This is a genomic window from Acinetobacter sp. ANC_7512 (assembly GCF_056779935.1).
On sequence record NZ_JBWYIX010000012.1, the window covers coordinates 1 to 26115 of the forward strand.

The 26115-nt window shown below is 39.2% G+C and carries 27 protein-coding genes and 1 pseudogene; 10 read left to right on the forward strand and 18 right to left on the reverse strand.

Translation table 11 applies throughout. The annotated features are described in order from the left end of the window. Positions 1–213 precede the first annotated feature (213 nt). The gene (locus AC1M9H_RS11515; RefSeq protein WP_092768015.1) at positions 214–816 is read right to left on the reverse strand and encodes a TetR/AcrR family transcriptional regulator; all 603 of its coding nucleotides are present in this window, start codon (positions 814–816) and stop codon (positions 214–216) included. A gap of 84 nt (positions 817–900) precedes the next feature. On the opposite strand from AC1M9H_RS11515, the gene AC1M9H_RS11520 reads away from it, so the two are divergent. Next, positions 901–2109 carry an oxygenase MpaB family protein gene (locus tag AC1M9H_RS11520; RefSeq protein ID WP_481613436.1) on the forward strand — a complete coding sequence of 403 codons (1209 nt, stop codon included), beginning with the start codon at positions 901–903 and terminating at the stop codon, positions 2107–2109. 42 nt (positions 2110–2151) lie between these two features. Here the strand turns inward: AC1M9H_RS11520 and AC1M9H_RS11525 are convergent, their stop codons facing one another. From AC1M9H_RS11525 to def, 4 genes and pseudogenes are all read right to left on the reverse strand, one after another. After that, positions 2152–3081: a metal-dependent hydrolase gene (locus AC1M9H_RS11525; protein WP_481613437.1), complete on the reverse strand. Its 930-nt coding sequence runs from the start codon at positions 3079–3081 to the stop codon at positions 2152–2154. A 168-nt stretch (positions 3082–3249) separates the two neighbouring features. After that, positions 3250–5295 (reverse strand): TonB-dependent copper receptor, encoded by a 2046-nt coding sequence (locus AC1M9H_RS11530; protein WP_481613438.1) that lies wholly within the window; start codon positions 5293–5295, stop codon positions 3250–3252. A gap of 70 nt (positions 5296–5365) precedes the next feature. Further along, positions 5366–5572, reverse strand: a pseudogene (locus AC1M9H_RS11535) (DUF2946 domain-containing protein); the annotation flags it as partial. A gap of 335 nt (positions 5573–5907) precedes the next feature. Next, positions 5908–6438, reverse strand: coding sequence for a peptide deformylase (gene def / locus AC1M9H_RS11540; protein WP_035268228.1), 531 nt, complete (start codon positions 6436–6438; stop codon positions 5908–5910). A gap of 122 nt (positions 6439–6560) precedes the next feature. Here def and AC1M9H_RS11545 point away from each other — a divergent pair, with 122 nt between their 5' ends. From AC1M9H_RS11545 to tsaC, 3 genes are read left to right on the forward strand one after another with little or no spacing between them, the layout of a single operon-like run. After that, positions 6561–7712, forward strand: coding sequence for a LysM peptidoglycan-binding domain-containing protein (locus tag AC1M9H_RS11545; protein ID WP_481592439.1), 1152 nt, complete (start codon positions 6561–6563; stop codon positions 7710–7712). A gap of 14 nt (positions 7713–7726) precedes the next feature. Further along, complete coding sequence (dprA, locus tag AC1M9H_RS11550) at positions 7727–8923, forward strand: DNA-processing protein DprA (RefSeq protein WP_481613439.1); 1197 nt, start codon at positions 7727–7729, stop codon at positions 8921–8923. A 48-nt stretch (positions 8924–8971) separates the two neighbouring features. Continuing rightward, positions 8972–9541 carry an L-threonylcarbamoyladenylate synthase type 1 TsaC gene (gene tsaC, locus AC1M9H_RS11555; RefSeq protein WP_481592437.1) on the forward strand — a complete coding sequence of 190 codons (570 nt, stop codon included), beginning with the start codon at positions 8972–8974 and terminating at the stop codon, positions 9539–9541. 386 nt (positions 9542–9927) lie between these two features. Here the strand turns inward: tsaC and AC1M9H_RS11560 are convergent, their stop codons facing one another. Next, on the reverse strand, positions 9928–10836 hold the full coding sequence (locus AC1M9H_RS11560; protein ID WP_481613440.1) for a DMT family transporter: 909 nt from the start codon (positions 10834–10836) through the stop codon (positions 9928–9930). 341 nt (positions 10837–11177) lie between these two features. Here AC1M9H_RS11560 and AC1M9H_RS11565 point away from each other — a divergent pair, with 341 nt between their 5' ends. The 4 genes from AC1M9H_RS11565 to AC1M9H_RS11580 all read left to right on the forward strand — a co-directional run bounded on the left by AC1M9H_RS11565 (position 11178) and on the right by AC1M9H_RS11580 (position 14240). Then, complete coding sequence (locus AC1M9H_RS11565) at positions 11178–11699, forward strand: hypothetical protein (RefSeq protein WP_481613441.1); 522 nt, start codon at positions 11178–11180, stop codon at positions 11697–11699. Positions 11700–11815: 116 nt separating this feature from the next. Then, on the forward strand, positions 11816–12358 hold the full coding sequence (locus AC1M9H_RS11570) for a glutathione peroxidase (RefSeq protein WP_481613442.1): 543 nt from the start codon (positions 11816–11818) through the stop codon (positions 12356–12358). A gap of 194 nt (positions 12359–12552) precedes the next feature. Beyond that, positions 12553–13137 carry a hypothetical protein gene (locus AC1M9H_RS11575; RefSeq protein ID WP_481613443.1) on the forward strand — a complete coding sequence of 195 codons (585 nt, stop codon included), beginning with the start codon at positions 12553–12555 and terminating at the stop codon, positions 13135–13137. A gap of 89 nt (positions 13138–13226) precedes the next feature. After that, positions 13227–14240 (forward strand): pirin family protein, encoded by a 1014-nt coding sequence (locus AC1M9H_RS11580; protein ID WP_481613444.1) that lies wholly within the window; start codon positions 13227–13229, stop codon positions 14238–14240. Between the two features lie 6 nt (positions 14241–14246). On the opposite strand, the gene AC1M9H_RS11585 is transcribed toward AC1M9H_RS11580, so the two are convergent. Further along, positions 14247–14696, reverse strand: coding sequence for a hypothetical protein (locus AC1M9H_RS11585; RefSeq protein WP_035268213.1), 450 nt, complete (start codon positions 14694–14696; stop codon positions 14247–14249). A 93-nt stretch (positions 14697–14789) separates the two neighbouring features. Here AC1M9H_RS11585 and AC1M9H_RS11590 point away from each other — a divergent pair, with 93 nt between their 5' ends. Further along, positions 14790–15239, forward strand: a complete 450-nt coding sequence (locus AC1M9H_RS11590) for an AAA family ATPase (RefSeq protein WP_481609183.1) — start codon at positions 14790–14792, stop codon at positions 15237–15239. 32 nt (positions 15240–15271) lie between these two features. Here the strand turns inward: AC1M9H_RS11590 and AC1M9H_RS11595 are convergent, their stop codons facing one another. Beyond that, positions 15272–16639 carry an NAD-dependent succinate-semialdehyde dehydrogenase gene (locus AC1M9H_RS11595; protein ID WP_481613445.1) on the reverse strand — a complete coding sequence of 456 codons (1368 nt, stop codon included), beginning with the start codon at positions 16637–16639 and terminating at the stop codon, positions 15272–15274. A 220-nt stretch (positions 16640–16859) separates the two neighbouring features. Here AC1M9H_RS11595 and AC1M9H_RS11600 point away from each other — a divergent pair, with 220 nt between their 5' ends. After that, positions 16860–17822, forward strand: a complete 963-nt coding sequence (locus AC1M9H_RS11600; protein WP_481613446.1) for a hypothetical protein — start codon at positions 16860–16862, stop codon at positions 17820–17822. A 51-nt stretch (positions 17823–17873) separates the two neighbouring features. Here the strand turns inward: AC1M9H_RS11600 and AC1M9H_RS11605 are convergent, their stop codons facing one another. The 10 genes from AC1M9H_RS11605 to AC1M9H_RS11650 all read right to left on the reverse strand — a co-directional run bounded on the left by AC1M9H_RS11605 (position 17874) and on the right by AC1M9H_RS11650 (position 26075). Next, positions 17874–18293 carry a F0F1 ATP synthase subunit epsilon gene (locus tag AC1M9H_RS11605; protein ID WP_035268205.1) on the reverse strand — a complete coding sequence of 140 codons (420 nt, stop codon included), beginning with the start codon at positions 18291–18293 and terminating at the stop codon, positions 17874–17876. Positions 18294–18319: 26 nt separating this feature from the next. Continuing rightward, positions 18320–19714: a F0F1 ATP synthase subunit beta gene (gene atpD / locus AC1M9H_RS11610; protein WP_035268203.1), complete on the reverse strand. Its 1395-nt coding sequence runs from the start codon at positions 19712–19714 to the stop codon at positions 18320–18322. Between the two features lie 26 nt (positions 19715–19740). Further along, a complete protein-coding gene (atpG, locus tag AC1M9H_RS11615; protein ID WP_035268202.1) occupies positions 19741–20610 on the reverse strand; it encodes a F0F1 ATP synthase subunit gamma in 870 nt (289 codons plus the stop codon). A gap of 89 nt (positions 20611–20699) precedes the next feature. Then, entirely contained in the window at positions 20700–22244 is a 1545-nt protein-coding gene (atpA, locus tag AC1M9H_RS11620; RefSeq protein ID WP_035268197.1) for a F0F1 ATP synthase subunit alpha, read from the reverse strand. A 47-nt stretch (positions 22245–22291) separates the two neighbouring features. Further along, the gene (locus tag AC1M9H_RS11625; RefSeq protein WP_481596425.1) at positions 22292–22828 is read right to left on the reverse strand and encodes a F0F1 ATP synthase subunit delta; all 537 of its coding nucleotides are present in this window, start codon (positions 22826–22828) and stop codon (positions 22292–22294) included. Between the two features lie 11 nt (positions 22829–22839). Then, entirely contained in the window at positions 22840–23310 is a 471-nt protein-coding gene (locus AC1M9H_RS11630; RefSeq protein ID WP_035268191.1) for a F0F1 ATP synthase subunit B, read from the reverse strand. Between the two features lie 38 nt (positions 23311–23348). Continuing rightward, the gene (gene atpE, locus AC1M9H_RS11635; RefSeq protein WP_035268188.1) at positions 23349–23603 is read right to left on the reverse strand and encodes a F0F1 ATP synthase subunit C; all 255 of its coding nucleotides are present in this window, start codon (positions 23601–23603) and stop codon (positions 23349–23351) included. An 80-nt stretch (positions 23604–23683) separates the two neighbouring features. Continuing rightward, complete coding sequence (gene atpB / locus AC1M9H_RS11640) at positions 23684–24559, reverse strand: F0F1 ATP synthase subunit A (protein ID WP_035268181.1); 876 nt, start codon at positions 24557–24559, stop codon at positions 23684–23686. Between the two features lie 111 nt (positions 24560–24670). After that, positions 24671–25063: an ATP synthase subunit I gene (locus AC1M9H_RS11645; RefSeq protein WP_035268179.1), complete on the reverse strand. Its 393-nt coding sequence runs from the start codon at positions 25061–25063 to the stop codon at positions 24671–24673. 169 nt (positions 25064–25232) lie between these two features. Next, entirely contained in the window at positions 25233–26075 is an 843-nt protein-coding gene (locus AC1M9H_RS11650; protein WP_481613447.1) for a metal ABC transporter solute-binding protein, Zn/Mn family, read from the reverse strand. Positions 26076–26115: the final 40 nt, after the last annotated feature.

Below are 26115 nucleotides of genomic sequence, written 5' to 3' on the forward strand. Positions count from 1 at the left end.
ACTCATTCTCAAAACTTAGATCCAACCTATTAAGCTAAACCCTTGTTTTTCAACAAGTTTTAATCAACATCACCGCCGATGGATGTGCATTATAGGCTATTTATTTTCTTACGCAACTACTTTTTCAATCTTTTCTATTTGTTTGTATAGTTAATAAACCAAATAAACATTAACTATATGTTTTTTATATATAATTTTTATTTGTATGAGCTTTTAACTCTTATCACTGTCTAAATAAGACAAAATCATTGCACTTAGTTCTCTTTTAAGCTGTTGTTCTGAAATAAGAAAATCATTGTTGCTTACAAACCTCATCATTGTGAACAAGGTACTATTAATAATTACAAAAGATTTATGCTTAAGTGTTTCGAAGTCCCAATGACGATAGAAACGATTAAATACATATAAACCAACTTCAAAAAAATGTTTTTCTAAAACCTTTGCTGCTTCGGAATTGTTGTAGCCATGCCAATGTTTCAGGACTTCAAAGAAGAAACCATTATCTTCTCTCATTACATCAAATCCGAATTGAAGACTAACATCGACTAAGGTTTTTAAATCCATTTCTTCTTGATTCATCGCCAGCGCTTTAAGTGACAAACCTAAGTTTTCACTCTTACGGCGTAACAATTCTAAAATTATCTGATCTTTATTTTCGAAATATTGATAGATAGAGCCTACGCTCACCCCTGATTTTTCAGATATTTTTGGCGTCGTGATTTGATCTAGGCCCATTTCAGAAATGCATATCAGAGTCGCTTCCAAAATACTATCGACTACCAGCTTTGCTCTTTGTTGTTGTGGTCTTTTTCTCATAGCTGCCATTCTAATAATGCGAATTGAATGCGAATAAATATTCATATTAATCTTTGATCAAACAATAACCAGATTAATTACACCATGTCAAATTTTAGCATTCCAAAACGTATGGCTTCATATGAGCGAATGAAGCGTAGCGATCTATTGTCTAAGCTTCTACACAAAATGACCGATCAAAACTTCATTCCAACTTATGCTGAATATTTAGAGTTAAATGAAAGTTTACATACGGGTGATCTGCCGATGGATCGCTTAATGGATTGGGTGATGAGCAATCCACGCGAAAATCGAAAGCTTTTTGAAACAGCCTTATATCAAGGCTTAGATGCTCTTCCCAAACCAGTCCCTGAAATCAAAGCATTCTTTGATCTCGTGGAACAACAGCCTGTTTGGTTCGATCAAGAAAAAATTGATCGTGCAATTCAATTCACACATCGTTTAGGCTCGAATGTAACTTTTATTATGCGTGATCTCGCGCTAATGACTGGATATCAATACCCTGGCTTTAATCAACCTTTAATTTTAACAGGTGCTCTAAGCAAATATGCAGGCAAGCGCTTAGCAGAAACGCATAAATGGTGGCTAGATGTTACTAAGCCGAATGGATTTCAACGCTTTAATGATGGCTTTACTTCAACAATTTTTGTGCGTTTCATCCATTCTTTAGTTCGCTACCATCTAAAAAAATCTAAAGATTGGGACTGGGATATCTGGGGAATGCCGATTAACCAATATGATCAGGCAATGACAAATATTGCTTTCAGCGGTGTAATGCTTTTAGGTATTCGAGCAATCGGTATTTTTCCAAATAAAAGTGAAGTCGATGCGATTATGCATTTTTGGAAATATACGGGCTGGTTAATGGGTGTTGACGAACACTGGCTGATTGATAAAGAGTCTGAAGGCTGGAAATTATTGCAATGGATGAATTATGCTCATCCTCAAGTGGATGAAAGTAGTCGTCAGCTTGCAGTAAGCCTATCCAAAGAACCATTTGAACGCGAATATAAACATTTTAAACGTTTCATGCAGAAGAAAGCCTACCAGAATCACTTAGATGTTACCCAAATCTTTATGGGCCGTAAAAAAATGAAAAATTTAGGGCTTAAGCCTCGAATACTGCCGTGGTATCCACTGTATCTACTGACTAAAAATACTGTGATTTATGCTGGCGCAAAAAAAATACCAAAGCTTGATCTTTATTTACAGCGTAAAGGGCGATCACAACAAGAACAAGCTCTCCATTTATATCAAAATGCAGGAAAACAGCTGGCAAGTATGCATCAATAAATAAAAAACCGAGCTAAGGCTCGGTTTTTTGCATGTATATTTTTAAGCCATTTTTAATGTTGCCTCTTGCTCAGCTCGAAGTGCTGATGGAGAGCGTGCTAGATAATCCAAAGCTTGTTGAGTATTACCTTCTTGCACAGGATGAAACTTTGGACTAAACCAACGGATAGTAGCTAAAGTTAAATGACTGAAGGTAGGAATATGATCGGTCTTACGACTAATTTTTTCCATTTGCATAATGAGTCTTAAAGTACCCATATGTCTAAACTTACCTGCATCTTTATCTTGTTTCAAAATTGTTTTGCCGCCTTCAACCCAAACCGCTGCCATAATAGGGAAGATAAAGGTCATCAAAGCATTTTTTGAAATTTGGAAATTAAACTCTGATTCAAACATATGTTTAAACAAATCATACGCAACCGTACGATGTTCAACTTCTTCAGCAAGATGCCAACGGAATAGATCAGCCATGATTGGATCGGCTTTATCCAATGAAGAATTGTCCAAGCTCCACTGCCCTGCCACACCAGTATAGTGCTCAATGGCTGCAATCACACCCAGTCGTAAGATTAACCAACGTTTTTCACCAACCACTTTTTTCATCATTTTGATACCTACTGGATTTTCTCCCAAAAGGATTTCAAAAAGATAATGCATGCGTTGAATGAACGGCTTTACATCTAATCCATGTTGATCAAAATAAACTTGTGCATGTTGATGAGTACGACCATGAATCGCTTCTTGCTGAATAAAACCTTTCACGTCAGCTTTTAATTGTTCGTCTTTGACGAACGGTAAAGCTTTATTAAATACACGGCAAAACCAAAACTCACCCGCAGGTAAAATCATATGTGCTGTATTCAACATATGGGTGGAAACAGGGTCATTTTCAATCCAATGCTTTGGAATATGATTGAAATCAAATTTTACTTTACGACCATGTAGTTGATGAACTTGACTCATTGTTGTCATTTTATTATCCATTACATCTTTTTTATTATTTTTAAAATAATGATAACCTCATCACAATATCATTTAAGGACATTCATATTTTATGTCTGACAATTTTAAAGAAAACACCCATTCAGACGGCGATCTAAATGGGTGTTAGGCTTAATACGTCAAATAAACTGAATATGACTAGAACTTCATACTCACACGCGCCCAATAATTACGTCCTATATTATTAAATTGCTCATTCTGTGCAAAACCAAATCCAGCACTACCTGCTTTATTTAAGTGTTCCGTATAAACTTTATCCAGAACATTATCAATTCCAATACTCAAATCAACACCTTGATGAATTTGATAAGTACCATTTAAAGACAGCGTCGAGAAACCTGAACTCGTTTTAAAGTCCTTACCCACAATATTACCTTGATTAATAGTGACACGATCCTGCCCATCTACCACACGCCACAATAAACCTAAGTTAAAACGCTCTTGCACATATCTTAAATTTAAACGTGCTTCCAGCGGAGATATTTGAGGTAAAGGTTGATGATCAGTTGTGTTTTTTCCCCAAGCATACATCGCACTAAGATCTGCCTGAACAGCATTGGTAAATTGATAACCTACACCAGCTTCTGCCCCTGCGATTGTCGCATCGACATTTCTAGAATCAGCAGCATTTTTACCATGACCAGTCATTTTTGCTGGGTCATAATTCAATAATATGAAATCATTAATCAAACCGGCATAAGCTGATGCCCATGAACTGAGTGCCCCGTGATTATGTTGGTATCCAACATCCAACTGTAAGGTTTTTTCTGTTTCTAAATCCTTGAAGGTAGCAACAGCATTGCCTTGATAATCTGTCTTAAACAACTCCCAATAATCTGGTACGCGCTCTACATAGCCTAGACCAACATAGGTTTTAGCATCATGCTCTGGATGCTGATTTTCAAACCGTATAAAACCACTTGGTAATGTTTCCTGACGTTCTTGAACCATTTTTAAGTTTTTAATCTTAACCTGATCAACCCGAACACCTGTGACCAACTTATTATGATCATTGAATGGATATGATAATTCAGTGAACCCGCCATAAGATTGAAACTTCATATCCTCTGTTAGTGGAGTATTCATCATTGGCATGCTTGAATGATACATTCCACCAGCATGTTGATTATTCTGAGTATCAACACCCGTAATGAATATTGCTTTATCCCACTCCATCGTTGTGGCTAAACGTGCATTTAAAGTACGACGTGTCACATTCATAGCGCGATCTGCGCCATCGACATCACGTAAACTAAAATTATCCATCACATGATCATTAAAGTTGTAATTGACTTGCGCCTCAACTTTTTTGACTACCTCTGAGAGATTCTTTTTCTCAAATCTTAATCCCAAGCTCTCGCGGGCAAATTTAGAACCATCCATATCTCGCCCAGCATATACAGCCTCACCATCAGCCTTACCGCCAGTTAACTCGATCCATGTATCTGCATTAGGTATCCAGCCCAATGCTAAATCTGCATTCCATCGTTTCCAATCTGATGGTACGGTCGCCCCATTACCATCTTGATAACTATTTGAGACTGATCGGTTGCTATTGATTCGAATATATTTTTGTTCATCTCCTACCGCTGCCTCAATATTTTGGTCTAAACGCCCAAAAGAGCCCATTAATACACTTGCCTGACCTCGATAATTTTTTTCATCATTCAATTGTTCTGGGCGTCGCTCGAAAATCACTGTTGCTGCTGAACCTGTGTTGGCGTACTGGACAGTTTGGGGACCTTTAATCACCGAGATTCGATCATAGCTCTCAGGTGAGATATACGAAGTCGGTGAATCCATACGACTCGGGCATGCGCCTAAATTTTCAGTTCCATCTGTTAGAATTTTGATTCGTGATCCAAACATTCCACGAAAGGTCACATCACCGTTCGTACCTGCACCACTATTTACGCTGCTAAACCCTACAATACTTTGTAAGTAATCTGCGCCATCCGACGCAGGAATAGGCTGAATGGGTTGCTTCGGGTTTGCACGTACAATCAAGCCATTAGCATCATTACCTTGTAGAGCTGTAGCAACAATTGGCGCTAAGTTCGTCGTGTGTGTATCAGGTGTTGGATTTAAAGTTGTAGATTGGACTTCAGCAAATGAAGTTTGCGAAATAAAGGCAATAGAAATCGCAGCCGCTAGTGGCTGTAAATAGAATTTTGGCTGAGCCATGATATATTCACTCAAAATTTAAATATGACAATGCTAGAGTCATTCAAGACCCTAAAAATAAAGACAATATTTAAGAAAAGAGTGGTGGTGCCCGACCTTGAGGTAAAAGGAATAAACGCTGTAAGTCGAAATAAATATGTTTGAACGCTTTTTGGAATGCGATCAAACGTATATTCAAACGTACAAAAACTTCTTTCACGTTCAGCTCAGGTGGCAAAATCAAATTACCAAATACAGTACAGTATTGGCATTGATGGTTTGGGTCATGATGATCGTGCCCACTATGCGAGGATTCAACATAGCGCTTAGACTCATGATGTTCATGTAACGCATGTGAAGTGGAAACATGATGAGCATGATGAACGAGCGTTGTAATACTAGAATGATTAGGCTGTTCGAATAAGGCACGGGTGATCGTTTCGCAGACCGGCGCAATTTGATATTGCGCTGGAAGCAAAGGCTGAAGAAAAACAGCGATCTGTAATAATACTGCTGCGAAACTCAGCAGCAACCCATTGCGGAACAAATTGTCATTCCAAATAAAATTTGAGCAATTATAACAAAGCCCAATCGAAATTGGGCTTTATCAATATATTTAAAGTTCTTAGAAAATTAACGCTTTACAGCAACTTTTTCTTTTTGACGCTGACGAACGACTTTTTCTACCTTTTCACGCGCTCTTTGGCGTTTTAAAGGAGATAAATAATCAACAAATAATTTTCCGTTCAGATGATCCATTTCGTGCTGGATACATACTGCCAAAAGACCATCAGCTTCTAATTCAAAAGCTTGCCCTTCTAAGTTAATTGCGTCAATTTTGACGCGTGACGGACGCTCAACTTTATCGTATATTTGTGGAACTGATAGACAACCCTCTTCATAAGGTTGGGTATCTTCAGTTAATGGGGTGACTTTAGGATTAATAAAAACCATCGGCTGATTTTTATCTTCAGACAAGTCCATGACGATAAGCTGAATATGATGATCAACTTGGGTTGCAGCTAGACCAATACCTGGTGCTTCATACATGGTTTCAAACATGTCTGCAGCAAGTTGACGAATTTCATCCGTCACTTCCTCTACAGGTTTGGCAATAGTACGCAAACGGGGATCAGGAAAACTTAAAATTGGTAATAAGGCCATGCTGCTCCTCACCGGCTATGCCATTGATCTTAAAAATTAAATGAAGTTAATGCTTCATCAAATAATACGTGTAATATGCGTATTATAGCGCAAATAGATACATAATTTTAGGAATTATGATAATGAAAAAGGTTTTCAATGGCATGGCTTTTTCACATGCTCTGGGGTTAAAGAAACACTGCCTTTCACTTGCAATTTGCATTAGTGCGGGCTTGTTTACCGCGCAAATGACACAAGCCAGTCCAAATGTAAGCCCACCATCGATTAAGGCCGGTGCTCCTCACGTTTATGTGGTCAAAAAAGGCGACACTTTGTGGGATATTTCAGGTAAATTTTTGCGCTCACCTTGGCGTTGGAAAGAAATTTGGGCATCCAATAAACATGTCAAAAATCCACACTGGATCTACCCGGGTGATCGCTTACTACTCTGTACATTAGATGGGCGTCCACTGATTGGTAAAGATGAAGGTGACGGTTGTGAAGGCGTTATTCGTCGTCATCTTGGTGCTATCAATCTAAAACCTCAAGTACGTGTAGAAAGCTTAGGGAATACCATTCCAATTATTCCCTTGGATGATATTCAACCTTGGCTAGAAAGAAGTATTATCGTTGCGCCTGATGCTTTGCAAAGCACACCTTATATTCTCGGTTCGGCAGATCGTCGTATCGTTGCTGGGGAAGGTCAAACAGTTTATGCACGTGGTCAAGGGATTAACCCTGGACAAAGCTACGGTGTTTATCGTGAAGCTGAACCGTATGTTTTCTTAGATGAAAAAGGGAAAAAATACACAGGTGCACTTGAACTGATTGAGGTAGCTACTGCAGTCGCTGTTGCCAACGAAAATGAAATTTCAACCTTAGAGCTTAAACAAAGTTTTAATGCCGAAGTTCGTCGCGGTGATTACGTTTTACCTAAATTTCAAAATGAATTACCAAGCCTCTTCTATCCAACGGCAACAACGGATATTCAGCCAGGCGGTCAAGTGATTCGTGTTATGGGTTCTATTGGTACAGCAGCTCAACATAGTGTTGTCACCATTAACCGCGGAAGCGTTCACGGCGCAAAAAATGGTCACGTGTTAAGTATTTTCCAACAAGGCGAAGTGGTTAAAGACCCGAAGACCAAAGAAAATATTCAACTGCCTAATCAGCGTGTGGGCAATTTAATGATTTTTAAAACTTTCGATCAATTAAGTTACGCTTACGTGCTAGACAGCGCACTTCCAATTAAAGTAGGTGCTGTATTAGAACCATCACCAATGGTTGAAAATTAAAATTAGGTGCGGATATGTTGAACGAGATTAACGACCATCAGTTGGCTTATATTAAACTCTGGTACCTCGTTCAACATTCACTCAGTGCTTATCAAAAACTTGTTCAGCATTTTGGTTCAGCTCAAGATGCTGTACAGAAAAATCATCTAAATCAATGGCATCAGCTCAACTTACATAAAAACCATATCGAGCGTGCATCTCAATTTTTCTCTGATCAACAGCAACAAGAATTTGAGCGAATTCTGCATCAAATTCATCAACATTCTGATTTTATGCTCACTGAGCAAGATCCAGACTATCCTCAGCAATTGTTGCCCTATCATGACCGCCCCCCAATTTTATTTGGGAAAGGTAAAGCACAACATTTATCTGAAGCACAAATTGCCATTGTTGGAAGCCGTAAACCAAGTCCACATGGCAAACAAGTCGCATATGATTTTGCGTATTATCTGAGTGATCAAGGTTTTTATATCACGAGTGGCCTAGCACAAGGCATTGATGAAGCAGCCCATCAGGGTGCTTTGCAACATGGCAGAACAATCGCCGTTATCGGCACAGGGTTAGATTTAATTTACCCATCACAAAATCGCCCATTACATGATCAAATCTTGAAGCAGAACGGGACCATCATTTCTGAGTTTTTACCCGGGACAAAACCGCTTCAGCATAATTTTCCACGCAGAAATAGAATTGTAAGTGGCTTAAGTTTAGGGATATTGGTAGCGGAAGCTCAATTGGGCAGTGGTTCATTAATTACGGCCCAAGCTGCTGCAAATCAAGGTAAAACGACCTTTGCGATTCCAGGTCATATTTATAGTGAATTTCATCAAGGTTGCCATCAGTTGATTCGTGAAGGTGCCATCTTAGTTGATCATCCTGATCAGATCATTGAAGATTTAGCCCTGCCGACTCAATGGCAGCATCAACAAGCATCTCTGTTACGAAAAAACAATCCTAATGAGTTCCAAAATGACGAAATAGTTCATTCAGTAGACCATCCAAAGCTAGAGAAGCATGAGGATGATGAGCATTCGATTCCTATACATTTGTTAGCTGTATTTCAACAATTAGATTGGGTTGGACGCGATCTCGATCAAATTGCAGCTACCCTTGATTTAGACACAGCGACACTCACCAGCCACTTGATGGAGTTAGAACTTTTAGGACGCTGTATTCAACAATCTGGGTTATACCTACGTTGCCGTAATTAAAATTAAGGTTCACAATAGTCTTTTCAATCAAGAGAATGGTGAACGCTTATGTTAACAACCTCAGTTGCTGAGGCTGCTCAATGTCTAAAACAAGGTCATGTTTTGGCTTATCCTACAGAAGCAGTATGGGGCTTAGGTTGCGACCCTTTTAATGAAAATGCTTTTAAAGAAATTTTAAGATTAAAACAACGCCCTATCGAAAAAGGAGTGATCTTACTGGCTGGTCAAGTCAGTCAGGTTGAACATTTATTATCAAAGCTGCCTCAAGACCGCCGTGATGCGGTGATTGAAAGTTGGTCACAAACATCTTATCAGGATCGCGCCACCACATGGCTTCTCCCAGCTGATGAGCAAATACCACTTTGGATTCGAGGCAAACATCCTAAGGTTGCTATTCGAGTCACCAACCATCCTCTTTGCATCGCACTGTGTAACGCATTTGATGGGTTCATTGTTTCAACCAGTGCAAATCCTGCTGGTTTAGACCCCGCTCGCTCATTACAAGAAGTCAATCAGTACTTTGGTGCTGAATTAAATTATTTAAATGGAGATTTAGGCCTGAGCCAAGAACCAAGCCGAATATTAGATGCAGAAACTGGTGATGTCATTCGTGCTTAAACAGCATGATATGCTGAGACTTAAAACTTATTATTTAAGACAAAAAAAAGCTCAGTCATAAAGGTATTGACTGAGCATATAAAAGGATGTGCTAATCACATCCAGAGGGTTCAGAAATTCATCTGTACAGAAAAAAGAGTGTATTATCGCTTTCTCTGCAGTACGCATATTATGCTACAAAAAAAAATATTACACAATTACTAAGACTTAGAGTTTCAAATCATCATTTTTCTTATAAAGATTAATTATTAGTTCAATTGATATAATTAAGTACCTATTTTTAATTATTAATTTTACTTTTTAAAAAGCCTAATGATAGTTAATTTAGATCAATAAGCTTTTATAGATTTTAAGTATAATAAAAAAATAACTCGATTGTCTGTTTTTTAAACACTCTTAGCCTTTATGAATGAAGTTTTTTTCTGTGCTAAAGCAATACCTATCAAAATCACGATTCCGCCTAAACTGTGATAAATCGTCCATGCTTCTTTTAACCAAATATAAGCAATGATGGCGGTAAAGATTGGCATTAAGTTCATAAAGATGCTGGTTCGATTTGGGCCTAAATGTTGAACAGCCAACATCCATACTAACGGCGCAATAATCGAAGGGAAAATTCCCGCATATAACACGCTCAAGCCGTTATCCAGATCAATTGCATCGAGACCCAATACGGCAACGAATGGTAAGTGGTACAACACTGCAAAACCAATCTGAATATAAAGACTAATCATTAAAGGGAGCTCGAGTTGCCACTTTTTGAGAAATACACCATAAAAAGCATAGAAGAATACCGCGACGATCATAATCATGTCGCCCCAATGCCCACCCAGATGCATCAGTGTATCTAGACGCCCCTGACCGATGACATAAATCAGCCCGATAAATGATAAAATACTACCCACCACTGCAAATCGAGTTGGAAACTCTTTTAAAATCATCAGTGAAACAAAAATGGTGAAAATTGGAATAAAGGCATTAATTATGCCCATATTGGTTGCAGTCGTGTAATGTGCTGCGGTGTAAGCCAACCCCTGATAAAGCACCATACCAAATGCACTCAGCACTGCTAATTTCACTATATTTTGTCGTACCAAAGTACGCTGTTTGATGACTTTAGGCAGGATAAAGGGTGTTAAAATCAAAAAAGCAATAATCCAACGATAAAAACTAATACTGACAGGTGAAATATACTCTGCAACATATCGTGTAATGGCTATATTCAACGACCAAATCAATACAGCAATGACTGGCAATGATAAAGCCCAGAGCAAATGCTTTTTTTCAAATGTCATATTTTCATCCTAATTTTTATTTAATCGTTAAGATCAAGTTTTCATCAATTTTTAGACTTTTTCATTCCATGAAACACACTCCCCCTTCATTGTTAATGACTGCAGAACAGCCATCTAAGTCTGAGATTTTTACTTAAAAAATTAAGTAGAGTGCTGTTCTATTTTAAAACACTTTTCACTTTTTTACAGGGATTCCTCTACAAAACAACACTAGAAGCTGTGTGTGAGCTATGAGATCGTAAATGCTTGAATTTTCCCATCAACGGGTTAACTGAATATTTTTTAATGTGCTTCATCGTGAATGTGAGTGCATTGAACCGAGCATATAAAAAGGATAAATTATGAAAAAACTTCTCATTGCATCACTATGCACTACAGCTGTTTTTCTAACCGCTTGTGATAAAAAGTCTAACGATCAATCCTCACCTACTGCCGCTGAAACAGTTCAAAGCAATACATTAAGTACCAATGTAAATGCAGATATTCAACATGACTTAGATTTACTGGATCAAATTTCAAATACAAAAGCTCAAGAGGCTTTGGCATTTCAAAACGAAGTGACACAAGCTGCGCAAAACAATAATAAAGCTGAATTAGACGCAGTGGTTGAGAAGATGGATCACTATGTGGATCAATTTAATGATGATCTCGACAAACTTGCGCTCAAAAGTACTGAAGGTGCATCTCTTCGAGATAAAATGAAAGAATCGAATGAGCTTGGATTGGACCTCGCAGAAGCAGGTGTTAAAGAAAAGCCTGATATGAATGAAATCACTGAACTACAAAAGAAAGCTGTTGAGTTACAACAAAGCTTGTTACAGGACATGCAGAATCTTAAAAGCCAAGTCGGGACAAAATCTTAACTCATAAAGCAGGCCGTTAGGCCTGTTTTTTTTCACTGTAGACACCTTGGTGAGATCTATATGCCATGGTATTTTCAATCTACATATTTTAAGTACTTTATGATTAGGACATTGAAATGGCTTCAGTTTATAACATTCCAGTAAATACAATTCAGGGGCAGCCTGTTGATTTATCACAATACAAAGGCAAAGTATTATTGATCGTGAATGTAGCGTCTAAATGTGGCCTTACACCTCAGTACGAAGGTCTGCAAAAACTCTATAGTGAAAAAAAACAACAAGGATTCGAAATTCTTGGTTTTCCTTCCAATGACTTTCTTGAACAAGAACCAGGAAGCAATGAAGAGATTGAACAATTTTGTTCAGTAAATTATCAAGTGGACTTCCCTCTTTTTGCGAAAGTTCCAGTGGTTGGGGAGAATAAACATCCGCTATATGAAACTTTAACAAACGCCATTCCAGAGCGTATTGGTGAGGGGCCTTGGTGGAAAGATCTGGTTGATTATGGTTTAACGCCTAATAATCCCCCTGAAGTATTATGGAATTTTGAGAAATTCTTAGTTTCAAAAACAGGGGAAGTCGTTGCTCGTTTTGCACCAGACATCACTGCAGATGATGCGCGTATTGTTGATGCAATTAATGCTGAACTGGCGAAATAATCTCATCAAGATCAAGTGACGATCTTGTCACTTGATTATTTCTTATTCAATTCAATAAATATCTTCATTAATCTGTCAAAATCATAAGTTACTCTTTCACATCAAAATTTTTGTTATTGCTTTGCAAATATTCAGATTTAACTCATATTTGTATCGTATCTTGGAATGAAGTGATTAACGATTTGGTTTTATTAATGAAAGTATTTCAAAGCATTATTACCCCTTTTGCATTATTTGGCTTCGGTCTCGTGATGTTAGGTTGTCAGCCGCAAACCCAACCCGATCAAGAAAATGAATCAACAGCAGCTAATGTTCAAGAATCTTCTCCTGCCCAAGTCACTGATCCAGCTGACTTAAAGTCAGGCAATATGTTTTACATTGTACGTGATGTGGCAGATGTACAGCTGAAAGCAGGTGGATATATTGAGCAAATTCAACAGCTACAATCTGATTTAGAACAAGCTGTAAATAATAAAGATCCACAAAAGTTAGATCAGTCAGTGCAAAGTTTGAAATCTCAATTACTAGGATTTAATGAGGCATTGACAGGACTTGACCTAAAAAGCCAAGAAATTTCCCAGATTCGTTCTAATATTTTAACGGCAAATCAAAATGTATTAGCTTCACCATTACTAAACGGCCAAGTGAATTTAAACAACATCGATTTTGCAGCTTTAGAAAAGCAAATGGGTAATATCCAAGGCGAAATGGTGAAATTAGCCAGTATGCTTTTGACTCAGTCCGGATCATCTACAGAAAATAATCAAGCCGAGGATTGATATACATTATTCTCACAAAATAGACATGGTGGAGTGAGGGATTTCTCTTTAATTTGGATCTTAAATAATTCAAATATCATGGAGTCGGCATGTCTACCTCACCCATCTATAATATAACTCCTATTACTTTTCGTTTAGATTTAAAAGATCCTTTCATCTTTACTGCTCATCATATTGATCACTACCCTGCCGGGAATGCTGAAATGGGACCAGTTCATCCTGCAATCAATCAAGAATTCAATATGTATTATGGCAGTGTTGTTCCTGGCTTTCCCGAACATCCTCACACAGGTTTTGAAACCATTACTTTGGTGGAACAAGGTTATGTCGACCATTTTGATTCCTTGGGTAATGGTGGACGATATGCTGCAGGCGATGTGCAATGGTTAAGTACGGGAAATGGTGTTGAACACTGTGAAATGTTCCCATTAATTCATCAGGATCGAGAGAACCCTTTTGAATTATTTCAAATTTGGTTTAACTCATCTCCAGAACAAAAAAAACAACCTGCTGATTATAAAATGTTTTGGCGTGAACAAATTCCTCATGTGAAAGTGACTGATCACCAGTCTCGCAGCATTGATGTACGAGTTATTTCAGGACAATATCAAAATCAAAATGCATTAAGTCGCCCACCACATTCTTGGGCAGCTGCAGCAGAAAATAAAGTGAATATATACTTAATTACTTTAGAAGCTGGCGCACATCTTGAAATTCCAGCTACCACCGCGACCTCCACTCGATTTGCTTACTTCTATCAGGGTTCAACTTTAAATATTGCTGATTCAACCATTCAATTCAAACATCTTGTAGAGCTTAAAGCTGACACCGAAATTCAACTTGAAGCAGGTGATCAAGAAGCGAGAATCTTATGGTTAGAAGGTGAACCTATTGGTGCACCAGTTGCAATGCGAGGGCCTTTTGTATTGAACAGCAAAGAAGAACTTGATGTTGCATTCAAACGATATCGTGAGACCCATTTTGGTGACTGGCCTTGGCCAAGCGATGCTCCAACGTTTTCACGTGAAACACCTCGTTTTGCCAGCTATGAAGGTGGTAAACGCAAGGAATATCCTGAACAAATGAGTTCAGATGGGGCTTAACAAGGTTTAAATATTACAGTATTCATCTTTGCCCAATGCTCGTTTAATATCCTGTTCAAAACGCGCATTGGGAAAAGGATAACGTTGAGGCAAATACAAGGTAAATCTTGTCAATGTAGGTGATAACTTTTCTACAGTTGCCTTATGAACATATTCACCACGTTCTGTTCGAGCAAATAGGGTTGCCATTTCAATATGCTCTTCAAGCTTATTTTCAGTAAAGACTAGGTCATCATCACGTGTGAAACCGATACATCGACGATATGCTTGTCTCAGATTTTGAAATACGCTGAGATAATCCAACTCGATTTCAGCACTTAAACCATTTTTATACGAGTTGGCAACCAAGGCCGCTTCAGTAGGTTCATTGGGCTGACTTAAATAATAATTTTGACATGCGGTGAGCTGACTGAAGGTGAATATGCTTAGCGCGATAATTAGACTTTGACCATACATTATTTTATTAGGATTTATTAGACTTATACCTGAATTGTAGCAAAGTCTAAGCCGTGATTTAATTCAGCTTTATACTTTTAATGTAATTGAACCATGCAACTGATCATCTTCACTGGAGTTCAAGCTTCGGGCAAATCAAGCTACTATCTTTTACATTTGGCACATTCACATTTAAGAATTAACTTAGACATGCTAAAAACTCGCCATCGGGAAAACATGATCTTTGAAGCATGTCTAGCCTCTAAAACCAAAACGGTGATCGACAATACCAATCCAACCAAAGCAGACCGTGCTCGTTATATTCAACGTGCTAAATCAGCAGGCTTTGAAGTGATTTCATATTACTTTGAAACAGATTTGAAAAGTACGCTAGAACGCAATCGTCAACGAAGCGGTAAAGCCAATATTCCTGAAGTCGGTGTTCGAGCAACATATAAGAAGTTAGAAGTACCTGATTTTGAGGAAGGGTTTGATGAAATACATCATATTAAAATAAAAGGTGCAGGTGAATATCACCATTTAATTTTAGACTCCAAACAATAAAGCGACCCGAGGATCGCTTTATTTCAAAGACTCTATTGTTTCACCACCACTAATTTTTTTTGTACAAATTCATGAAAACCTAAATCTGCCAGTTCATGACCATAACCAGAATTCTTTATGCCACCAAATGGTAATTCTGGAGCAGTATCCGTTAACCAATTGATCCACACCATTCCTGTTTCAATTCTCGAAGCTAATTTTTTTGCACGCTCTATGTCTTGAGAGTGAATGACACCTCCAAGACCATAATTAGAGTCATTGGCGATTTCAACGATCTCATCCTCATTTTCCGCAACATAAATCTGAGCAACTTGCCCAAAGAATTCTTCGTACCAAGCTTCATTATCTCGACTAATATTTTCTAAAATTGTCGGCTCATAGAAATAACCATCATGTTCAATTGCTTTGCCACCGATAACCAAAGTTGCACCCTGCTGAACTGCTTTATCCACTTGTTTAATCAAGTTTTTAAGCGCACTTTCCGATGAGAGTGGTCCCAATGTTGTACTACGGTCTAATGGGTCGCCAATTTTGAGTGCTTTAAATGCTTCAACCAAACCTATTCTAAACTGATCAGCGATGTCTTTATGCAAAATAAATCGTTTTGCTGCAGTACACACCTGCCCTGTATTATTTACACGCGCTTTACAACCAATCTCAATCGCTTTATTTAAGTCCGCATCATCCAACACAATAAAGACATCATTCCCACCCAATTCAAGCGTAGACTTTTTAATGTGTTTGCCTGCTTGCGCAGCGACCGCACTACCTGCTCCTTCTGAACCAGTTAATGCAACACCGCGCACACGTTTGTCTGCAATAATATCTGCGACTTGATCGGTATTGATAAATAGATTGGTCCAAACACCTTTAGGTGCTCCTGCCTCTAACACAAGTTTTTCAAATGCTTCTGCACATTGCGGAACGATACCTGCATGTTTGGCCAATACAGGATTTCCAATACCACAGTTTGGTGCAAATACACGGACCAATTGATAAAATGGGAAATTCCATGGTTCGACAGCCATGATAATACCTAATGGATGATGTTCCACCCAAGCTTCACCTAACTCAGTTTTATAGGGGACTGATTTCAGAAATTGTTCGGTATTTTTTGCATAGTACTCAGCAATTTGAGCACAAGATTCTATTTCACTTTCACTTTGCTCAATGAGCTTACCCATATCTAAAGTAATGAGCTTGGCTAATTCACTCTTTTTTTCTCTAAATAATTCTGCCAAACGTTGTAAAACTTTTACGCGCTCATCTACATTTTTGACCCATTCCGATTTAAGAATAGATTCGGCTGAATCCAAAGCACGATCAATATCTTGTTGTTGGTGTGATGGATATTCTTTGTATACAGTATTGGTAAATGGGTTAATGGATTGATAACTCATAATTCATCCCTTCATGCCAATAAAAATTTACAGTTCAATGCTATTTATTGATTTAAACGTATTCATTGAAGTGCGCGTTAGCTGTGCAAACTTTAGATAAGCTCAAAGTGCTCAAAAATTTTGTTTACATCAATCAACTTAGCATTATTTTTATGCAACTCGGGTATCGTTTACAGTTTGGTGCAAATCGTTACGTAGTGCTTGGTAAAGTTATAAGTAGATGTACATAACTCCTACTCTTACCTCGACTAGTAAGATTGTAATCAAAAATATCGATCAAAGTAGAAAGTACGGGTTATACTCAACTTGCTTAAAAAAAAGCAGTTTTCAAGTGATTTCTTATTATTTTGAAACGGATTTAAACTCTACTTTACAGCGAAATAACCATCGTATTGGTAAAGCCAATATTCTTAAAATAGGCGTTCGAGTAACTTATAAGAAGCTTGAAGTGCCAACTTTAGATGAATGTTTTGATGAGATCCTCAAGATAAAGATTTTCGGGGAATCGCGAGTTTTCTATTTATCAAGATTAATAATAAGGAATAATTATATGGATAAAATAAAAACTTTAGCTGAAACAGCGGAAAATTATTTTGATAATACAGTTCTAGAAACAACTGATACTATTTTTCAAGAAATTCTCAAAGCATTCCCTTTAGCTTCATCAGGCATTGCGATTTACCGACTTTTTAGAAGTTATAACGAGGAGCAAAAATTAAAGAATATCTTGGAGTTCATAAAGGAAGGTGAAAACCTAGAACCAGGAAGTTTATTAAGAATATTTAAAGATCAAAATAATTTAGAAATTGGTGGTGAGTTACTTAATGCTTTGGATAAAACATATTTAGTCCATCAATCTAAGATGCTTGCTCGCTTAGCTCTTCTATATGATGTCAAAGAAATAAATCGTGAGAATTTTTTAAGGTATGCTCATATCATCCCTCAATTAACATCTTTTTTTTTAAAAGGGTTAGATAAAGCTTACACATTGACTGAAAAAAATAAGACTAATAAAAATTATCACCTTAAAAATGAAGAATGTAATTTTTCATTATCTGAATTAGAAAGGTTTGGGTTTTTATATGTAGTTGCGACTTATGGATCAGGTAATCACTATGGAAGATCAAAAGACCTAGTTTTTTTCTACGAAAATATTTATCAAAACAAATATGGGAAAAATTAAACCAATAAAAAAACCACCCTTTCGGGTGGTTTTTCAATCTCGAACCGTCTCTTATTGAGCGCGGTTTTTGATTTTGCGGATGGTTTCCAACTGTGCAGCTGTTTCTGCAAGCGCAGCCAAAGCAGCAGCAGCGTCCAAATCGCTCTTTTGATTTGCTAACAAAGTTTCAGCATTTTTACGTGCTTCAACGATTGCAGCTTCATCTAAGTTTTCTGCACGGACTGCAGTATCTGCAAGAACCGTAACAACATGCGGTTGAACTTCAAGAACACCACCAGATACATAGATTAATTCTTCTGTACCATTCTCCAACTGAACGCGAATCGCGCCCGGTTGAAGTAAAGTTACTAGTGGAGCATGGCCAGGCATAATACCTAACTCACCACCAGCACCTTTAGCAATTAGCATAGTTACAGTGCCTGAGTACAAAGACTCTTTAACACTTACAACGTCACATTGCATAGTCGCCATGAGAACCTCCTAAATTAGGTAGCTAATTAAAGTTTCTCGGCTTTAGCAATAACTTCGTCAATACCACCAACCATATAGAACGCTTGTTCTGGGATGTGATCGTATTCACCAGCTAGAAGACCTTTAAAGCCACGAATAGTTTCTTTAAGCGGTACAAGTTTACCAGGAGCACCAGTAAACACTTCTGCTACGTGGAACGGTTGAGAGAAGAAACGTTGAATCTTACGTGCACGGTATACAGTAAGTTTGTCTTCTTCTGACAATTCGTCCATACCAAGAATTGCGATAATGTCTTTCAATTCTTTATAACGTTGAAGAACGTTTTGAACTGAACGAGCGATTTCGTAATGCTCAGTACCAACAACTAATGGATCTAATTGACGTGAAGTAGAGTCAAGTGGATCGATCGCAGGGTAAATACCTTGTGAAGCGATGTCACGGCTCAATACAACTGTCGCATCCAAGTGAGCGAACGTAGTCGCTGGAGATGGATCCGTTAAGTCATCGGCAGGTACGTATACAGCTTGGATAGATGTAATCGAACCAGACTTAGTAGAAGTAATACGTTCTTGAAGAACACCCATCTCTTCTGCAAGTGTCGGTTGGTAACCTACTGCAGATGGCATACGACCTAGAAGTGCTGATACTTCAGTACCTGCTAGTGTATAACGGTAGATGTTGTCTACGAACAATAATACGTCACGGCCTTTACCGTTTTCGTCTTTTTGATCACGGAAATACTCAGCCATAGTAAGACCAGTTAACGCTACGCGTAAACGGTTACCTGGTGGCTCGTTCATCTGACCGTAAACCATTGCTACTTTGTCAAGAACGTTAGAGTCTTTCATCTCGTGATAGAAGTCGTTACCTTCACGAGTACGCTCACCAACACCAGCGAATACAGATAAACCTGAGTGCGCTTTAGCGATGTTGTTGATCAACTCCATCATGTTTACAGTTTTACCAACACCGGCACCACCGAACAGACCAACTTTACCACCTTTCGCGAACGGGCAAAGTAAGTCAATGACTTTAATACCAGTTTCTAAAAGGTCAGTAGAAGCAGCTTGTTCTGCATAAGAAGGCGCTTGACGGTGAATCGGTAAACGCTCTTCAGTTGCAACAGGACCAGCTTCATCGATCGGACGACCAAGAACGTCCATGATACGACCAAGCGTCGCTGGACCAACTGGTACAGAGATCGGAGCGTTAGTGTTAGTTACGTTCAAACCACGCTTAAGACCTTCTGTAGATCCCATCGCAATTGTACGTACAACGCCGTCACCAAGTTGTTGCTGAACTTCTAATGTAGTTTCAGTGCCATCAACCTGAAGAGCGTCATAGATCTTAGGAACACTGTTGCGTTCAAACTCGACGTCGATAACCGCGCCGATGATCTGAATGATACGACCGCTACTCATTGCTGTCTCCTCAATTCAAAATAATGTTAAACGGCAGCGGCACCACCAACGATCTCAGAAATTTCCTGAGTAATCGCGGCTTGACGCAGCTTGTTATAAATAAGTTGTAGGTTCTTGATCAATTCACCCGCGTTATCCGTTGCAGCTTTCATTGCAACCATACGAGCAGATTGCTCACACGCGATGTTTTCGATCACACCTTGGTATACCACAGACTCGATATAACGAACCAATAAACCATTTAAAAGCTCTTCAGCTTCTGGTTCATAGATATAATCCCAACCGTATTGGCGGTTAAGAGTCTTGTCATCTTCAGCAGCTGCTAAAGGAACAAGTTGTTCGATTTTTTGATTTTGAGTCATGGCATTCACAAAGCCGTTAGACACCAAATAAATGCGATCTAATTCGCCTTTATCGTATGCATCCAACATGACTTGTACAGAACCAGACAACTGTTCAAGACTTGGAGTGTCACCCACTTGAGTGGTTGCACCAAGTACTTTACCGCCGTAGTTTTTAAAAAACGAAACCGCTTTTTGACCAATCAAAGCAAATTGAACTTCAATTGACTGCTCTTGTTGCTGTTGAACGTGTTTTACCACTTTCTTGAACAAGTTAATGTTCAAACCACCAGCAAGACCGCGATCTGATGACACGATGATATAGCCAACGCGCTTAACTGGGCGTTCAACCATATAACGATGTTTATATTCAGGGTTCGCTTGTACTAAATGAGCAATTACACGGTGCATATTTTCGGCATACGGACGGCCCTGAGCCATGCGCTCTTGCGCACGACGCATCTTAGAAGCTGCTACCATCTGCATCGCGCGAGTAATTTTCTGCGTGCTTTTGATACTAGCTACTTTGGCGCGAATTTCTTTTAAATTTGCCATACGCTTAACCTAGTATTCGAAGGCCCTTTCGAGCCCTCGAAGGTTGATTCCGTGAACCAAACCGACACTAAATTTCAACAGTTTGAAAATTAGTAAGTTTGAGTCGCTTTAAAGCTTTCAATACCAGCTTTGAATGCTGCTTCGATGTCTTTGTTCCAATCACCAGTTTCATCGATCTGTTGCATTAACGCAGCATGTTCAGAACGGAAGTAAGAAATTAATGCAGCATCAAAGTCTACAATTTTCTTCACTTCTACGTCAGCCATGTAGCCTTCGTTAGATGCATATACAGAAACAGCTTGGTCAGCAATTGAATATGGAGCATACTGTTTTTGCTTCATTAATTCAGTTACACGTTGACCATGCTCAAGTTGCTTACGAGTTGCTTCATCAAGGTCAGAAGCGAACTGAGCAAACGCAGCCAATTCACGATATTGTGCTAAAGCAGTACGAATACCACCAGACAATTTTTTGATGATCTTAGTTTGAGCAGAACCACCAACACGAGATACAGAGATACCCGCGTTCACAGCAGGACGAATACCTGCGTTGAATAATGATGTTTCTAAGAAGATCTGACCATCAGTAATCGAAATTACGTTCGTTGGTACGAATGCAGATACGTCACCCGCTTGAGTTTCAATAATCGGTAATGCAGTTAATGAACCAGTTTGGCCTTTAACTTCACCGTTAGTGAATTTCTCAACATAGTCAGCAGATACACGAGAAGCACGTTCAAGTAGACGACTATGAAGATAGAATACGTCACCTGGATACGCTTCACGACCTGGTGGACGGCGTAAAAGCAATGAAATTTGACGATACGCAACTGCTTGTTTAGATAAGTCATCATAAATGATTAACGCATCTTCACCGCGGTCACGGAAGTATTCGCCCATTGTACAGCCAGAGTACGGAGCAAGGAAAAGCATTGCTGCTGGATCCGCTGCCGCTGCTGCTACAACAGTCGTATACGCCATAGCGCCAGTTTCTTCTAACTTACGTACAACGTTTGCGATAGTTGATTGTTTTTGACCAACTGCAACGTAAATACATTTAATGCCAGAATTCTTCTGTGCGATGATCGCATCGATCGCCATTGCTGTTTTACCAGTTTGACGGTCACCGATGATTAATTCACGTTGGCCACGACCAACTGGAATCATTGTATCAACTGATTTATAACCAGTTTGTACAGGCTCATCTACCGATTGACGCCAAATTACGCCTGGTGCAACTTTTTCAACTGCATCAGATAATTTTGCATCAATTGGGCCTTTACCATCAATTGGGTTACCCAAAGCATCTACTACACGGCCTAAAAGTTCTGGACCAACCGGAACTTCTAATACACGACCTGTACAACGAGCTTTTTGACCTTCTTGAAGGCTTAAGTAGTTACCTAAAACAACGACGCCCACTGAATCCTGTTCTAGGTTCAGTGCCATACCGTATAAGCCGCCGTCGAATTCGATCATTTCACCGTACATTGCATCAGCAAGGCCGTGAATACGCACAATACCGTCGGAAACCATAACAATGGTTCCTTCGTTCTTAGCGGTCGCGCTGGTGTCCAGATCGCCGATACGCTGTTTAATGAGCGCACTGATCTCGGATGGATTCAGTTGTTGCATTGCGCTATACCTCAATCTTTATTAAGTTCAGTCTTCTTTTTACGCAATTATGCAAGAAGACGAGTCCGCATTTTTTCAAGCTTATTAAGCGCAGAATCATCTATCACTTGGTCGCCTGCACGAATAACAACACCCGCGATTAACGCTGGGTTAATTTCTACTGAAACATTTACAGCTGCGTTGAAACGTTTCTCTAACGCAGATGCAAGTAATTGCTCTTGTTCAGCAGAAAGTGGTAATGCAGATTCAATCACGACATCTACCACATTGTTATTTTGTGATTTAAGAAGTTCGTACTCTGCTTCAATCTCAGGTAACAAAGTTAAACGATCATTTTCAGCCAAAAGTGTCAAAAAGTTAGACACTTCAGTAGTTTGATCTGCACCTAAAACCTTAGCAAATAAACTTACTTGCTCCACAGGAGTAAGCTCAGGGCGACTCAAGTAAGCGGAAAATGCTTCATCTTGCACCGCAGCACTAAGCACTTGTAACACATTTGACCAATTGTCAGTTGCACCTTGCTCAGAAGCGAAAGCAAATGCTGCTTTAGCGTACGGGCGTGCTAACGTCAAGAGTTCAGCCATAATCGCCTCGCTTAAAGTTTAGCAGCCAGCTGAGTAAGCATGGCATTGTGAGCTGCTTCATCAACTTGTTGGTTCAGAATTTTCTCTGCACCAGCAACAGCAAGAGCTGCAACTTGTTGACGTAATTCTTCACGAGCAGCATTGATCTCTGTATCAACAGCTTCTTTCGCTTGTTGACGAATACGCTCACCTTCAGCAGATGCTTGAGTACGAGCTTCTTCAACCAATTGAGCCGCACGACGGTTCGCTTGTTCGATCAATTGAGCCGCTTGTGCTTTCGCTGCATCTAATTCAGCTTTAACTTGAGCTTGCGCATCTGCAAGATCAGCTTTCGCCTTTTCAGCTGCATTTAAGCCATCAGCAATTTTACGCTGACGCTCACTAATCGCATTGATTAGTGGAGGCCAAACGAATTTCATACAGAATGCGACAAAGATCGCAAACGCAATCGCTTGACCAAACAGAGTATAGTTAATATTCATTGCTATTCCTCAAATAGTTGATTTCGGAATTTAGCTAATTAACCTACTAGGCCGATGAACGGATTTGCAAAGATAATGAACAAACCAATACCAACACCGATCATAGGCACAGCATCAAGAAGACCCGCGATTAAGAACATACGAGTTTGAAGTTGTGGAGCCAATTCTGGTTGACGAGCAACAGCTTCAAGGAAGCGACCACCTAAAAGACCAAAACCGATCGCAGTACCTAAAGCACCGAACGCGATTAAAAGAGCAGCTGCAACAGCAGATAAGCCAACTACTAAATCCATGAAAAAATCCTCAGAGGTTGAGTTTAAATCAAACAAAAAAACTTTAGCCCAACTACATAGTGTAGTCGAGCAAATATTAATTAATGCTTCTCGCTAGCCATACTCATATACACGATCGTTAACATCATGAAGATGAATGCTTGTAACGTGATAACAAGAATATGGAAGATTGCCCAAGGCACAGACAACGCCCATTGAATCCAGAACGGTAATAATGCGATCAAAATGAAGATCAATTCACCCGCATACATGTTACCGAACAAACGGAGAGCCAATGAAATTGGACGCGCGATAAAAGTTACTAATTCAAGAAGAATATTTACTGGAATTAATAATGCTTTTAAAAATGGGTTACTTGGATTGAATGGGTTAAGCGCAAATTCTGCACCGAAACCGACAAGACCTTTTTCACGGATACTATAGAAAATAGTTAACGCAAATACTGATAACGCCATACCAAGGGTTACGTTAGGGTCAGTAGAAGGAACGATTTTGAAGTAAACATGATGCGGGTCGATACCGAATAGCCCACCAATTATGTGTTGAGCTGTATAAGGAATCCAGTCAACAGGGATAAGGTCCATCAAGTTCATGAGGAAAATCCACACGAAGATGGTAAGAGCTAGAGGCGCGATTAAACGTGATTTACCATGAAAGGTATCACGAACACTTGAGTCAACAAACTCAACGATCATTTCAATTGCAGCCTGGAACTTGGTCGGAACACCAGAGTTTGCAGCTTTCGCTACTAACCAGAACAACAAACAGAAAATGACGCCAAGGCCGATTGACCAACCCATAGAATCCAAGTGAATAGCAGTGAACCCCATCTCTTTCGCTTCTTCAGCAGTCTCAGCTAACTTCCACGTACCATCTGGTGCTTTACCATAGGTCATGTTCGTTAAGTGATGCTGAATATACTCAGACGAGGTAAGGGTATGTTCTTCAGCAGCCATAAATCACACCTGGTTAATGTCAAATACAAATTAGAGTTAACGAATATCGCGTGCTGCTTGATATCTCGTTAAACATCTAAAAAACTTTTCAATTTTTCGTTGCAATTCAACTCATTTTGATAGACGCGACGCCCAAAAAGGTGCGACCCACGACATGGTCTGAACGAGTATGAAACCACAAAACAATGCGACCGCTGACAACGGTTTCACATTGATTAAAATCAAAATGAAGCCAACAATCACAATTCCAAACTTACCGAGCAACCCCCGATACATATTCGATAGAACCTGTTTCGAAGCTCTTGCACCTGCAGCTCTGAACGACTGCCATGAAAAATAACAACTGGCTAGCCAACATACGAATGCACCTAATGCTGCACTCAAAGCCGCAGTCGAGTCTTTCAAGACCCACGCTATCAAGGCTGAAACAGGTATCATACATGCTTGCAAGATGACTAAAGCTTTCGCTAATCGTCGGTCAATCAAGCGACTAGTTCGGCTCATTTATTATCCACTCACAGCAATAATGCTTGACAAGTTTAGCTGATGATTATTTTTAATCGCAGGCATTATAGAGTTACACCCCTGAACATGCAATCTTTTCCCGACCTAAGTCTGGTATTTTTAGATCGTTTATTGCTGAGCACTTATACAATTATCGGCTGTTTTTACATCACTTTTGTGCTTTTTCTACACATGCACGTACTTGTATCGCTAGAGTCTGCCATGCTGTTATAAAATTCTGGTGTTTAGCAAAACTCTCATCAACTGCGAGAAAATTCACATGACCTAGAGACTTATATTGATTCTTATTAGCTACAGTTTCAGCCAAAAGACACATCTTTTGCTGTGGGCGATTGTCTTTTAAATATTTGATTTGAGCAATTGTAGGTGCCATATGTGGGTCTTCTGTCATAGCACCAGCGAATTTTAGCAACAGCGCACGCTCCAAGTATTGGTATGCATCATGTAATGACCAATACGGCTGAACACCATGATTGAGTTTTACACTTTGTGAAGTTTTCAGCATCTCATGTGCAAAAAGTTTAGCATTACTCCAATACTTGTCTTTAAACTCAGGTTGTTGTTGTGAGCGTAATGCCGCTATAAAAAAGCCAATACGAACTGCATTATTTGGTTCTAACCATACATGAGTATCGACAGTTCCTTTTACTACGTCCCCTCGACTATTTCTAAGCGGCAATGTTTGCAATATTCCTGTATTCAATAAGGCAACTGCTTTAGAGTTTTTCGCCAAAACACTCTCTAATGGTGCTTCATGCGCTTTACCAAGCCAAATAACCAATCCTGCATCTTGAATTAATTTACGGTGCGCAGGGGTCAGATGAACATCATGCCCTGTTTGATTTTCTAGCAACAATTTTGGTTCTTCAATACCTTGAGTGATTTCTTTTGCAATCAAATACACTGGGTGTGTCGAAACCACTAAGGGTGCTTGTGCCCAAGCCAAGGTTGTGAATAATGCTGTAAAGCATAGTGCTAGCAGACGCAACATGAAATTAATTACCACTCGAATTTTGACGTTATAATATAAC